At 53.2% G+C, this 12,574-nt stretch carries 13 protein-coding genes and 1 tRNA gene; 1 reads left to right on the forward strand and 13 read right to left on the reverse strand.

Annotation, left to right across the window (positions count from 1 at the left end; translation table 11 throughout):
- Positions 1-94 precede the first annotated feature (94 nt).
- The 9 genes from C2U68_RS05540 to rpoE are packed head-to-tail and all read right to left on the reverse strand — an operon-like array spanning position 95 to position 8,130.
- Complete coding sequence (locus C2U68_RS05540) at positions 95-637, reverse strand: hypothetical protein (RefSeq protein ID WP_260839227.1); 543 nt, start codon at positions 635-637, stop codon at positions 95-97.
- A 29-nt stretch (positions 638-666) separates the two neighbouring features.
- On the reverse strand, positions 667-1,386 hold the full coding sequence (locus C2U68_RS05545; protein ID WP_140911525.1) for a hypothetical protein: 720 nt from the start codon (positions 1,384-1,386) through the stop codon (positions 667-669).
- Positions 1,373-2,434 (reverse strand): hypothetical protein, encoded by a 1,062-nt coding sequence (locus C2U68_RS05550; protein WP_140911526.1) that lies wholly within the window; start codon positions 2,432-2,434, stop codon positions 1,373-1,375. The genes C2U68_RS05545 and C2U68_RS05550 overlap by 14 nt, the downstream gene beginning before the upstream one ends.
- Positions 2,427-3,674: a hypothetical protein gene (locus tag C2U68_RS05555; RefSeq protein WP_140911527.1), complete on the reverse strand. Its 1,248-nt coding sequence runs from the start codon at positions 3,672-3,674 to the stop codon at positions 2,427-2,429. Before C2U68_RS05555 ends, C2U68_RS05550 begins: the two co-directional genes overlap by 8 nt.
- Positions 3,675-3,715: 41 nt before the next feature.
- Complete coding sequence (gene cysK / locus C2U68_RS05560) at positions 3,716-4,624, reverse strand: cysteine synthase A (protein WP_140911528.1); 909 nt, start codon at positions 4,622-4,624, stop codon at positions 3,716-3,718.
- A 13-nt stretch (positions 4,625-4,637) separates the two neighbouring features.
- A complete protein-coding gene (locus C2U68_RS05565; RefSeq protein WP_140911529.1) occupies positions 4,638-6,041 on the reverse strand; it encodes a DegQ family serine endoprotease in 1,404 nt (467 codons plus the stop codon).
- 38 nt (positions 6,042-6,079) lie between these two features.
- Positions 6,080-7,021 (reverse strand): MucB/RseB C-terminal domain-containing protein, encoded by a 942-nt coding sequence (locus C2U68_RS05570; RefSeq protein ID WP_140911530.1) that lies wholly within the window; start codon positions 7,019-7,021, stop codon positions 6,080-6,082.
- A gap of 4 nt (positions 7,022-7,025) precedes the next feature.
- Positions 7,026-7,529 carry a sigma-E factor negative regulatory protein gene (locus C2U68_RS05575; protein WP_140911531.1) on the reverse strand — a complete coding sequence of 168 codons (504 nt, stop codon included), beginning with the start codon at positions 7,527-7,529 and terminating at the stop codon, positions 7,026-7,028.
- 10 nt (positions 7,530-7,539) lie between these two features.
- Entirely contained in the window at positions 7,540-8,130 is a 591-nt protein-coding gene (gene rpoE, locus C2U68_RS05580) for an RNA polymerase sigma factor RpoE (RefSeq protein ID WP_140911532.1), read from the reverse strand.
- Positions 8,131-8,259: 129 nt separating this feature from the next.
- Between rpoE and nadB the strand changes: the two genes are divergently transcribed.
- Positions 8,260-9,906: an L-aspartate oxidase gene (gene nadB, locus C2U68_RS05585; RefSeq protein WP_140911533.1), complete on the forward strand. Its 1,647-nt coding sequence runs from the start codon at positions 8,260-8,262 to the stop codon at positions 9,904-9,906.
- A 94-nt stretch (positions 9,907-10,000) separates the two neighbouring features.
- On the opposite strand, the gene C2U68_RS05590 is transcribed toward nadB, so the two are convergent.
- The 4 genes from C2U68_RS05590 to C2U68_RS05605 all read right to left on the reverse strand — a co-directional run bounded on the left by C2U68_RS05590 (position 10,001) and on the right by C2U68_RS05605 (position 12,497).
- A tRNA-Met gene (locus C2U68_RS05590) sits at positions 10,001-10,077 on the reverse strand.
- A gap of 54 nt (positions 10,078-10,131) precedes the next feature.
- Positions 10,132-11,223 carry a redox-regulated ATPase YchF gene (gene ychF, locus C2U68_RS05595; protein WP_140911534.1) on the reverse strand — a complete coding sequence of 364 codons (1,092 nt, stop codon included), beginning with the start codon at positions 11,221-11,223 and terminating at the stop codon, positions 10,132-10,134.
- A gap of 153 nt (positions 11,224-11,376) precedes the next feature.
- Positions 11,377-12,138 (reverse strand): complement resistance protein TraT, encoded by a 762-nt coding sequence (locus tag C2U68_RS05600; protein WP_186289506.1) that lies wholly within the window; start codon positions 12,136-12,138, stop codon positions 11,377-11,379.
- 41 nt (positions 12,139-12,179) lie between these two features.
- The gene (locus C2U68_RS05605; protein WP_140911535.1) at positions 12,180-12,497 is read right to left on the reverse strand and encodes a hypothetical protein; all 318 of its coding nucleotides are present in this window, start codon (positions 12,495-12,497) and stop codon (positions 12,180-12,182) included.
- Between the last annotated feature and the right edge of the window lie 77 nt (positions 12,498-12,574).

A 12,574-nucleotide genomic window follows, 5' to 3' on the forward strand; every position in this document is an offset into this window, starting at 1 on the left:
GGTTATGTTGCACCCGCTTGGGCGCCCGCCCCGGCTTACCCGATAAGACAGCCCACCGCGCACTGTTGCAACGGTGGCAAGGCGAACCGATGTCTTAGCGAGAACGCTTGGCCCGCTCCGGTTCCAAGTATTTGTGGCGCAAATCGACGTAATTGCCGCCTATCCATTGCCAGAAAGTCGCGGCTGCTTCCGGGTCGGTACTGAGCAATTTGACCGCAATCGCACCGTTGGCGCTGATATCGGTGATTTGGGCGTCAATATCGATCGAATTCCTGTTTTTGACGACGCGCTTGTCGGTTTCCACCCGAAACGTCACCGGTTCGCCAAGCTTGAACACAATATCGCGTTTCAACCCGCCCAGAAATTCCAGGCGATACTCCGGCACCGACTGGAACGGCAATACAAACTCCGCATGCCAGCGGAAGGGCGGACAATGGATAGGTCCGCTGTGCTTCGGAAAATGCACGGTGTAGCCGTCGTCGACTTTGGCCTTGATTTCGCCTTTGGTGTAAATGTCGCGGCAATTGGTCAGCACCGCATCGCCCGGTTCCAAGTTGTATTTGGCGGCAAATGCGGTTTCGCTCAGCAGGCCGATAGCGACAGCCAATCCGTATCGGCAAAGGTTCGATCTGTTCATGGCGAACTCCTGACTGTGATTATTGTGTTTTATCGCGGCGGCAGCGGTGCGGCGGCCGGGAGCGGCCCCAATAAACTGCGCGCCAACGGATCGGTTTCGTCGATATCCACCGTCACCATATGGCCGGTATTGGCGCCAATATAGCCTTGCATCGCGGCAGCCATGTAAGGAAACACCAAGCGCAAATCGTTACTGGCGCCGCCGCTCTGCACGCTGGTTTTCCACAGTTGTTTGCGTTGCTGCTGCGTCAAATAAGGTCCGGTTTCGCAGGCTTCCAAGGTCAGATAGCGGCGAAAAGTGGTGTATGTGTCGATGCGTTGGGTATATCCGGTGCCGGCAAAACCCGGATAAAACCCGCGGTAATAAAATGATCTTCGGTACGGGTAAAAGTAGCCCCAATCGTTCCACATCGGTACGTCGTAAGCGTATTGGTGCACTTCCGGCTGGCCGACGCCGTAGCCGAGAAACACTACCAGATCGCTGTCCTGAGCTGTCGCCGCTTTGACGAAGCCGCGGTTAGCCAGTACCTTTTCGATATAACCTTTGAATTCGATGAATTGCAAATCCTGCTCGTTACCGCCCGGATTGCCCGGCAATACCAGAAAACGGTTGCCGATCGTTGCGCCGGGCGCGGCCAATGCATCGATTTCGGTACGGAACTGTAGCGTCGAATTAACACTACAACCACTCAACATTGCCATCAATACGCCGAATACGACGATCAATAGCATCGAATTAAGCCTCTCCATGCTCGCCTCCTGTTGGCTCTGCCAAATCGTGTTCCTGCATCAAAGTTCGAGCCCGCTGCTGCATACGAAGTTCGGCCAAGACTTCTTGCTCGTGCAATCCCGCCCGGTGCGCCAATTGGTCGGTCAATTGCCGGTTCTCGGCACTACGTTGCCGGACCTGGCGTTTTTCCTGGCTGAGCAATTCGGCTTCGAAGCGCATTTCCTGTAACTCGGTATCGTGCCGCAGTTGTTCGGCATGCAGCCGTTTTTCGATTGCCAGTTGCTGAGTCAATTGCTCGAATTTGTCTTCAGCCAAACGCCGCTGTTTTTCGGCTTCGAGCGCCTGCATCTGTTGTTCCAGATCGATCATCCGCCGCAAATGTTCCAATTGCTGGCGTTTTTCGTGAATTTCCTCTTCTTCGAGCAAGCGCTGTTGTCGCGACAACTCCAGATTTTTGGTCTGGTTCAATTCGAAGGTTTTTTTCAGCACGTTAACGTAAACGGCGTCGCGCCCCAACTGGGCATCGGGAAATTCGGCAAAACCGGCGTTCAACCTGCAAACCGCCAAAGACTGAATCTGCTGTTGCGCCAATAATTCGTTGATGCGTTGGGCGATGCGTTTTTCGGCATCGGCCAGACCGGTATGGACCCAGTTACCGTCGGCCAGAGTCTGCAACTCCAGATTGACGGCATCCTCGACCATAGCGGCGTAGACATTGCGGATATGGGCGTTGATATCCGGCAACAATTCGGCATTTTTGAGTGCGTAATCGAACGTTGCCTGAAACCGCAAATCCAGCGCCAAGTCCAGCGTGCAAAACCCTTCGAACAGCGTTATCTGTCGGCGGTAAGGCCAGGACTCCACCGGCAGCGGATAAAGCGTGTGGTAAAAGCGCCTGATGAATTGCTTCGGCCGCAAATACAGCTTTTGATAAGGCCCCAACTTAACCAGGACTACTTGGCGGTCGGCATCGAAGCCGGCCAACCAGTAGCTGTCATCGGCACCTAAATCATCCTGCAGATCGCTGCCGGTGAGCCAGGCATCCAGTTCGGATACTGAGCTATTCATGGCCGGCCGGCGCAGTGAGCGCCTTTTGTTTCAGAGCCGCGATTTTATCCGACATTTTCTCGGCAACCAACGGATACAGGTTGGGCGCGAATTCCACAGTACGGTGGTCCACTTTGCGCAAAAATCCGCGGCTAAGGAGAAGGCCGACCACAAACATCCGGGTCCAATCCGAATAGCGCCGGGCCTTTTCCAGATCGGATTTTTCGATCACCATTTCCAGCTCGTCATTCTGGTTGATGCGAAACTCGGTGAACTGGCGCAGGCACTCGAATACCAATTCTTCCTCCTGCACCGTCAATGGCCCAGGCGCGGTGAACTCCAATCGGTACGACAGCAGCACGGTAAAAAAATCCACCATGGCCGCGCAGACGAAAGCGAACCAGGAAAATCCGCGCCACATCGCAAACGACGGTTTCACGTCCTCGACGAATTGTTTGAAGGTCATCGGCAACGGCGCATCCGGCGGACTCACGCCCATGCTGCTGGCCAATTGGTTCACGCCCAGTTGGATATCCTGGTAGTGCTTCAAAAATTGGGCGTAGGTAGCTTCGTCGCTGCTCACATCCAGCTGATTCAAATTTATGTGTAATTGGCGGATGTGCTCGTCCAGCTCGCGGAAGGTTTGCTCCTGCTGTTGCAACGCCTGCTTTTTTTCCTGGTAAATCTGGTTGTAATGCCGCCAGAACGGGCCTTCGCCGACCTGATTCTTGTAGCCGGGACCGATCTGATTATGGGTGCCGAAATAGGCTTGGCTGGCGTCGAGCGAGGCTTTATCCAAATCCTGTTTTTGCTGTAGCGAGATTCGGCTCTTGAGCTGCATTACGGCGTCCAGATAGTCCTTGCTCTGCTGGCGCAACTGATTCAGACGGTTAATGTGTAGAGTTTCGCGCTCGGATATTTCGTAAAACTTGAAATAAGAAAAAGTGATCGAGGCGGCGATCGCCACGGTCAACGACGCCACCACCGAGAAATATCGAATCCGGTTGGCTGTCCAATGAATCCCGGCCATCTCCAGCGAGCAAATCACGATGATGGATTGAATGGCGACGGTGATCACCAGCGCGATCCACGGGGTGATGAAATGCGACAGACCGTAATAGGTGGTAAAACCGGAGGAAACGCTCAGCATCAGAACAATGGGTATCGTCCAGATGCGCAGCATGCTGACGAATAGAGTCTGAATCCGATTCAGAAAATAGCCGGGCCCGCCGGGGCGGTGCTTGTTGCTGGTGTCGTTCATAATTATTGTTCTAATGACCAGCGTGAAACCCGAATTCGGGTTCAACTCATGCTGAGATAACGTTCGCCGGTGTCGTGGACGATGGTGACAACGGTTTTCCCGGGGCCCAGTTGCGCCGCCACTCTGACGGCACCGCAGACGCTGGCGCCTGAAGAGATGCCGGCCATGATACCCTCCTCCTCGATCAGGCGCTTGCGCATCGCAAAGGCCTGCTCGGTACTGACCAGTTCGATGCCGTCCAACAAATCCACTTCCAAGTTCTTCGGCACGAAACCGGCTCCGATACCTTGAATCTTATGCGGCGAATGGTTGCCGCCGGAAATGACCGGCGACTCGGCCGGTTCCACTGCAATAGCCTTGAACTGCGGATTGCGGTTTTTAATCACGTCGGCCACGCCGGAAATGGTGCCGCCGGTACCGACCCCGCAGACGAACGCATCGACTTGACCGTCGGTGGCTGACCAAATTTCCTGAGCGGTGGTCTGTCGATGCACCTCAGGATTGGCCGGATTTTCGAACTGGTGCGGCATAAATGCACCGGGATGGTTGGCGACGATCTCCTGCGCCTTGGCAATTGCGCCTTTCATGCCGTCCGCACCGGGCGTCAATACGATTTCCGCTCCGTAAAGTGCCAACAACTGGCGCCGCTCGACCGACATGGTCTCCGGCATTGTTAGAATGCAGCGGTAACCGCGAGCTGCGGCCACCATCGCCAACGCAATCCCCGTATTCCCCGAGGTGGGTTCGACAATGATCCCGCCACCTCGCAGTTGACCACTTTTTTCCGCCGCCTGCACCATGGCTAAACCGATGCGATCCTTTACAGAGCCACCGGGATTTCTCGACTCAAGCTTGACCAATACCGTCGCCGAGTTTTCCTCGACGACTTTCTGCAATTTGACCAACGGCGTGTTGCCGATCAATTGAGTTACATTACTGGCGGCAGGCATTGAGTCACCTCAATCATTTTTCGATTTTGAAAGCCAAGAACACCGGACTGCCGTTACGTTGTACCAAAAGCGCAATAGATTTTTCAACCGGTAATTTGGCTACGATGCTGTTGAATTCAGCGGCATCGCGCACCACGGTGTTTTGAATCCGCAAAATCACATCGCCCGGCTGAATCCCGGCATCCAAGGCAATCCCTTTACCGACTTTCTGGACCAGGACCCCATTCTTTTCCACCTGCAACTGTTGGCGTTGTTCAGCAGTCAGATCAGCCACCGCCAGCCCCAACCGGTTCACCGCAGTCTCCGGAGCCGCCGACGGTCCGGCAGCCGCCATGCTTTGCTGCGCCGGCAACAAGCCGATTTTTACCGTAATGTCTTGCTTGTCGCCCTGGCGAATGATTTTGACTTTAGCTTTTTCATCGACTGGCGTCATGCCTACCCGCGGCGGCAATTCGCCTGAGGTTTCGATGACTTGGCCGTTAAATTCGACAATGATGTCGCCAATCTGGATGCCGGCTTTCTCGGCCGGACCCCCGGGAATCACTTTTGATACCAACGCGCCGTGCGGACGGTCCATGCCAAACGACTCCGCCAATTGCCGAGTAACGTCTTGAATTTGCACGCCTAACCAACCGCGCGAAACCTTGCCCTTACTTTTGATTTGGTCGACCACGTTCATCGCCACGTCTATCGGTATCGCAAACGACAATCCCATGTAACCGCCTGAGCGGCTATAGATCTGCGAGTTGATGCCGACCACCTTGCCCTGCATGTTGAACAGCGGGCCGCCCGAGTTGCCGGGGTTGATCGCCACGTCGGTCTGAATGAAAGGCACATAGTTGCCGTCCGGCAAACTGCGACCCTTGGCACTGACGATACCGGCGGTGACCGACTGGTCGAAACCGAACGGGGTGCCGATCGCCAATACCCATTCGCCGACTTGCAATTGGTCGGGTGCGCCGATTTCCACCACCGGCAGGTCTTTAGCGTCGACTTTCAATAAAGCCACATCGGTACTTTCGTCGGAACCGATCAATTTGGCGATCAATTCCCGGCGGTCTTTTAATTTGACCACGATTTCCGATGCATTATTCACCACGTGATGATTGGTCAGGATATAGCCGTCGCGCGAGATGACGAAGCCGGAACCCAGCGAATTGGTTTCCCGTGGCGTGTAGCCTCGGCCCGGCCCCTGGAAGAAATGGCGGAAGAACTCCTCCATCTCCGGCGGCATGTCTTGCGGCATTTGCTGAGGGTCGGCCCCGGCTTGCGAATCGGTCGCTTTCTGGGTGGTGCTGATATTCACCACGGCATCGCCGTTGGTCTTCACCATTTCGGTAAAGTCAGGCAGTTGGGCGTAACCGGAGTTGATCGCCAAAAGCATTATAAGAAATCCATAAAACAGCTTATTAAGCATGTAATCTCCAAACGTACGAATGAAATATAAGAAGACGTTTATTGCCGAAACGCGATGCCGCCGGCAATCAGTTCGACTGTTTCCGCAGGAACTTCGCCGAGCACGGTAATCTGGGTATTGTCTATCACTTTGCTGAAAGAGTTGACAGTTCCCAAACTATGCAAACCGTTGATGCCATCGGCTTCCTTAGCTTCGAGGTAAACCGAAACGGTGGAAAAGCCGTCGCTGACCAACAGATGGTCTACGGCTTTCTGCGACTGTTGGATCGAGTTGCGGATAAAAAAGACTGGCTCGAAACCCTGAGGCCAATTTTTCAAAACGAATGTAGCGCTGTCCAAAGGCTCGGCTTGTGCGCTGTGGATGTGTTTAGTGTGGAACTTATCGTCAACGTTATTGCCGTTGAGGGGTTCTGCTCCAGCCTGCGTGTTCAAGTCGGTGAACATGACTTGTTCCAGAGCATGCCCTTCCAAACCATAAACTTCGATTTTCAACGGCAGAAAGGTTTGGGTGTTGATCCAAATTTTTCTCGGGTAACGCAGTTGGTCTTTCGGCTGCGCCGCAACGATTTGCGCCGGCAACATCGCGACGGATTCCTGACCAGCCAGTTCCAAGTTGTAGGACTTTTGTAACATCGCCGCACTACTCGGCATATTAATGATAAAAGAACTGTCCAACGGATGGTGGTTAATCACCTTTTCGCTGGTTTCCTTGAACACACAAGTGACTTCGTTGGATTTGCGCGTCACCTCCCTCATCGGCGAGTTCAAGGAAGATAAGCGTTCCTGCGAGACACCGTTATCGACGCTATGTCGATATTTCATGGTTTCGATCTGGCCGTTTTTCATGAAAATTACGGTACCCTCGTAATTGAGGGTTTTCATCGCCAGATTCATTTTATCCAACCATTGCACCGCCGTAAGATTGTCGCCGGCAGCGGTTTCGGCGATCAAGCCGATCAAAACAACCAGTAATAATCTCACGTCCTTATTCCTGCGAATATCCCACCACCCGCGCATAAGGTTGCGCCGCCTGCACCGTGTTTACGTAAAGCGTGTTGTCGTGAGCCTGCAAATAGTCCTTAAAACGGGCGTGCATTTCAGTTGACTCCGAACCGCTATGCGCCACCACGCCGACGGCACTGAACGGATTAGCTTGCCTAGGCTCGACTTTACTGGCTAGCCAGACAACGGCGAGGACTGTAGATGCAGCGATCGCAAGCCCGGCTTTTTGCCACTTTATCGCCGCTTTCTGCCGCGGCATGAAATAAATCGGTTCATGACGTAATTGCTGATGGATTTTGTCGGCAAAATCGCTACTCACCAGCGAATACTCACTACTTTTCAACACTTGACTGGCAATTTGATAGCGCCTTAGCTTGTCTTTCAGGGCGTCGTCTTCGCTAACGGCTGTCAGCAACTCCAGCGATTGCGCGCCATCCAGTTCGTCGTCTATGAATTGCGATAGTTTTTCGTTAAGTTGTTCCTGCATCGATACACCTTTAGTCGAGCAATGGGTTTAATTTTTGGTCAATGGCTTCGCGGGCTCTAAAAATCCGCGAACGCACGGTGCCGATAGGGCAATCCATAGCCTCGGCTATTTCTTCATAGCTCATCCCTTCGAATTCTCGGAGAGTAATTGCTATTCGCATTTCTTCCGGTAAATTTTCAATAGCCGCTCGTATTACAGCGACAATTTGCTCGTTCATCAGTTGATGCTCGGGCGTTTCTATATCTTTCAATTGCGGCGCGTTTTCCACCTGCTCCGCATCTTGAACGTCGATCTCATAATCAGAGTGGCGACGGGAGCGCGACAAGAGATAATTCTTAGCTGTATTTATCGCGATCCGGTAAAGCCAGGTGTAAAAGGCACTCTCTCCGCGGAAATCGCCCAGAGCCCGGTAGGCTTTGATAAAGGTGTCTTGTGCCACATCCTGCGCTTCACTGGGATCTTTAACGTAACGATTCACCAAGTGGACGATCTTATGCTGATACTTTAAAACCAAAAGATCGAAGGCGGATTTATCACCTTGCTGCACCCTCCGCACCAAGCTTTGATCGACATCTTCGGTGTTGCTAATTTGTTCGTTCACTGCTCTATTTTTCTGATGAGATAGACAGAATTAAACCTTATTAGTTCTGGCAATACAAAAAAAATTGCCGGCCAGATAAAACAAGATATTATTCCCGGCCGGTTTGAACTTTTTCCTTCGCTGATCCACTTGACGACCTTGACCCATAGCAATACCGTCCCAAACGCAAACCTTCACTACGACGTCTTGATTGCCGGCAGCGGTGGCGCCGGACTGAGCTTGGCACTACATTTGGCGGATCGGTTTAGAGTCGCAGTGCTGGCGAAATTTGCGCTGACCGAATGCAGCACTTACTACGCCCAAGGCGGGATCTCAGCGGTATTCGACGACCGTCACGACTCCATCGAATCTCATATCGAGGATACGTTAATCGCCGGCGCCGGGCTGTGTGACCCTAACATAGTCCGCCTCAGCGTCGCCCAGGGCCGGCAAAGTATAGAGTGGCTTCGCTCTCAAGGCGTCAACTTTACCGAAGAACACGGCGCCGACGGTGTAAAACAATTGCATCTTAACCGGGAAGGCGGACACTCCCACCGGCGTATCGTACACAGTGACGACGCGACTGGCAAAGCCGTATCGCTGTCTTTGATCGACCGCGCTAAAGCTCATCCCAACATCAATTTGCTGGAATACCACAATGTCGTGGAATTAATCACCGCGACCAAGCTGGGGGCTAAGCAACAGCGAATATGCGGCGCCTACGTTCTGGACAGCAAGACCGGAAAAATCAAGACCATTGCGGCCAAGATCGTGGTACTTGCCACGGGCGGCGCCAACAAGGTCTACTTATATTCAACCAATCCACACATTTCTACCGGCGACGGTATCGCGCTGGCTTGGCGGGCGGGCTGTAAAGTGGCAAACATGGAATTCATGCAGTTTCATCCGACCTGCCTCTATCATCCCACTGCCCGTTCTTTCTTGATCAGCGAGGCGGTACGCGGCGAAGGCGGTCATTTGATTTTACCGGACGGCGAACGCTTCATGCGCCGCTACGACGAACGTATGGAATTGGCGCCGCGCGACATCGTCGCCCGTGCCATAGACAGCGAAATCAAGAAGCACGGTATCGAATGCGTGTATCTCGATATCAGCCACAAATCCCGAGAGTTCATTCAAAAGCACTTCCCGACCATCTACATGCAGTGTCTGGAATTGGATATCGACATCAGCCAGCAACCCATTCCAGTGGTTCCGGCCGCTCATTATACTTGCGGCGGCGTGGTTACCGACGCCAATGCCCGTACCGGCATTCCGGGTTTATACGCCATCGGCGAAGTTGCCTGCACCGGCCTGCACGGTGCGAATCGAATGGCCAGCAACTCGTTATTGGAATGCCTGGTTTTCGCCGAACAAGCTAACCAGGATATCCGGCGGATTTTCAACCAACTGCCGGAGCCGATAGCATTGCCCGACTGGGATGAATCCAAAGTCAGCGACTCGGACGAGGAAGTAGTGATAGCCCACAACTGGGACGAATTACGCCGCTTCATGTGGGACTACGTGGGTATCGTCCGGACTAACAAGCGTCTGGAACGGGCAATGAATCGACTGGTGTTGCTGAAAGACGAAATCGCAGAATACTACGGCCAATTCCGCATTACCAGCGACCTCCTAGAGCTTCGCAACTTGGTAATTGTTGCCGAACTGATCATTCGCTGCGCACAGCAACGCAAGGAAAGCCGCGGTCTGCATTACACCAAGGACTACCCGGCTCCGGACAACAGCCGCGTCCCGACTAACACGGTACTAACCCCCGAACAGACCAACCAATAATCGACCAACCCTGACAAAGCCTTGCCCACGGGCTGCACGACGACGAACGCGCATAAAAAAAGGGCTTGAGAAAATCTCAAGCCCTTGCTTTAAATGGTGGCGACACCGGGAATCGAACCTGGAACCTCGGGGTTATGAATCCCGCGCTCTAACCGGTTGAGCTATGTCGCCACAAATCTTGTTCAACGAAACAAGCGATCATTATACTGACGCGTCAAAACCTTGTCAAACGTTGAACCTAAAATGCATCACATCGCCGTCCTGCACTTTATATTCCTTACCTTCCAGACGCCATTTGCCGGCATCTTTCGCACCTTGTTCGCCTTTGTAATTGACAAAATCTTGATACGAAATTACTTCGGCCCGGATAAAGCCTTTTTCAAAATCCGAATGAATCACGCCGGCTGCTTGCGGCGCCAGCGCATTGACCGGAATTGTCCATGCTCTGACTTCTTTGACCCCTGCCGTGAAGTAGGTTGAAAGATTTAACAACTCGTAAGCCGCTCGCACCACCCGGTTCAACCCGGGCTCTTCCAAGCCTAAATCCGCGAGAAACTCGACCTTTTCCGCGTCGTCCAACTGTACGATTTCGGCCTCGATCGCAGCACATACCGGCACCACTTTAGAGCCTTCGCCGTCGGCAAAGTTTTTTACCTTATCCAACAACGGATTATTTTCGAAGCCGTCGTCCTGGACGTTCGCCACATATAAGGTGGGCTTGATCGTGATCAAACACAATTCCTTAATTAATTTAGCTTCGTCTTCGCTCAGCCCCAAGGTGCGGACCGGTTCACCGGCGTTCAGGTGTTCCAGGACCCGTTCCAACACCTGCTTTCTGGCCAACTCGTCTTTGTTACCTGATTTGGAAGCCTTGGCCGATTTCTGTAAGGCTTTTTCCACCGAAGCCATGTCGGCCAAGGCCAATTCGGTATTGATGACTTCAATATCGTTGACCGGGTCGACCTTACCGGCAACGTGAATCACGTTATCGTCATGAAAACAGCGCACCACATGCACGATCGCATCGGTTTCTCTGATATTGCCGAGAAACTGGTTTCCCAAACCTTCGCCCTTCGAGGCGCCAGCCACGAGTCCGGCGATGTCGACAAACTCGATGGTTGTAGGCAATACCCGCTCCGGGTTGACGATTTCAGCCAGTTTATCCATCCTCGGATCGGGTACCGGAACCACTCCGACATTCGGATCGATGGTGCAGAAAGGATAGTTCTCGGCAGCGATGGTCGCTTTAGTCAGCGCGTTGAACAGGGTTGATTTGCCGACGTTGGGCAAGCCGACGATTCCACAATGAAGTGCCATAGCAATAATTTCGAAATTTGACAGGAATGTCCGGCACAACACGGCCGGGTTGGAGAGGCGGCGGATTATACAGCGATTTTACGAATTGAGAACCGATACCCTCGCCTGGACAGCTCTGGCGCAGCAAAGGTATCGGATAGAAGCAAAAGCGTTTTAGAACAAACCGGAGATCGATCTAACCAAACCGGAGGTTAAGCTTGGCGCCGCCGCCTCATATTCCAAATTGGCCTGATTGGCAGTGCTGACGATCCGCGTACGGTATTTTTTTCGGTCGCTGACTTCCGAAGATGTTTGCCGGCGCGAACCGCCGATGCCTTGCTTGGCGTCCTGTTGGCTGTCCTGCCTGACGACAACACCGCTTTTGGCCTTTTCCGCGATCTCGATGTCGGTGACCACCATGTAGGTTACGTCCTTGACTGCAGCATCGGCGATGGTTTCGATGGCGCCGCCAACCGCGACACCGGCCAAACCGCCAATACCGGCTCCCGACCAACCGCCGAGGCCGCCGCCGATTGCCGCACCGGCCGCCGCGCCCGCCAACGAACCGCCGTAGCCGGAATGCAACGCCGATTCCGCCGCGGTGGGACTGGCTTTATCGACACTGAGCACATTGGCTCTCAACCAATAATGCGACGCTTCCGGATCGGTGGAAATGATGTAACCTTTGGACTGCAGAGCTTGTTTCACCGGTAACATCACGTCGAAATTGGCTTTGTCCGAGGTATTGCGCACATCGAGAAAGATGGTGCGCTGTTCCGGCCCGACCGGATCGAGAAATATCGTGTCGCTCATCTTGGTTTGGACGTCCAGGTCCTTTTTGGCAATCGATGTGTGTACGGCGGCACACCCGCCCAACATTGCGGCCACAGCCGCCGCACCGGCAAGTTTCATGAATGTGTTTCGAGCAATAGCCATCTATATCTCCAAATGAATTGATCCAAAAATAAAACTGCAATTTAGTAAGGCCAATAATAGCCGTAATAACGGTAGTAATAACTGCAATCCCGGTAATCGTTCCAAGAGTAACGCCGTAAATCGTTGCAGGTGTAACCGCGGCGCCAGTATTTACTGGGCTCGGACTTCGGTGGCGTACCTCTTTTCGTCGCTTCTTCGATGTAGCTGTTGAGTTTGGCTTCGTCCTCAACGCTGAAGGGTTTGGCCATAACCTGATCGTTGAGCATTTTTTGCATGTCGCTGGCCTGATCGGCCTGCACCACACAACTTGCTAATATCAATCCCAGCGATAAAACGCACTGCGGTAACATTTGTTTCATTCGATCTCCTCCCAGATACCAAGAGAACACAACGCCGTTCTCCGTTTTGATGACAATCGCGCCGATTTTAGAATCGA

This window comes from Methylomonas koyamae, assembly GCF_006483455.1.
GTDB lineage: Bacteria > Pseudomonadota > Gammaproteobacteria > Methylococcales > Methylomonadaceae > Methylomonas > Methylomonas koyamae_B.

What these genes read in the sequence shown, in the direction of transcription:
- C2U68_RS05540 (WP_260839227.1), bottom strand. Translation starts at nt 637, where the DNA reads ATGAACAGATCGAACCTTTGCCGATACGGATTGGCTGTCGCTATCGGC.
- C2U68_RS05545 (WP_140911525.1), bottom strand. Translation starts at nt 1,386, where the DNA reads ATGGAGAGGCTTAATTCGATGCTATTGATCGTCGTATTCGGCGTATTG.
- C2U68_RS05550 (WP_140911526.1), bottom strand. Translation starts at nt 2,434, where the DNA reads ATGAATAGCTCAGTATCCGAACTGGATGCCTGGCTCACCGGCAGCGAT.
- C2U68_RS05555 (WP_140911527.1), bottom strand. Translation starts at nt 3,674, where the DNA reads ATGAACGACACCAGCAACAAGCACCGCCCCGGCGGGCCCGGCTATTTT.
- cysK (WP_140911528.1), bottom strand. Translation starts at nt 4,624, where the DNA reads ATGCCTGCCGCCAGTAATGTAACTCAATTGATCGGCAACACGCCGTTG.
- C2U68_RS05565 (WP_140911529.1), bottom strand. Translation starts at nt 6,041, where the DNA reads ATGCTTAATAAGCTGTTTTATGGATTTCTTATAATGCTTTTGGCGATC.
- C2U68_RS05575 (WP_140911531.1), bottom strand. Translation starts at nt 7,529, where the DNA reads ATGCAGGAACAACTTAACGAAAAACTATCGCAATTCATAGACGACGAA.
- ychF (WP_140911534.1), bottom strand. Translation starts at nt 11,223, where the DNA reads ATGGCACTTCATTGTGGAATCGTCGGCTTGCCCAACGTCGGCAAATCA.
- C2U68_RS05600 (WP_186289506.1), bottom strand. Translation starts at nt 12,138, where the DNA reads ATGGCTATTGCTCGAAACACATTCATGAAACTTGCCGGTGCGGCGGCT.
- C2U68_RS05605 (WP_140911535.1), bottom strand. Translation starts at nt 12,497, where the DNA reads ATGAAACAAATGTTACCGCAGTGCGTTTTATCGCTGGGATTGATATTA.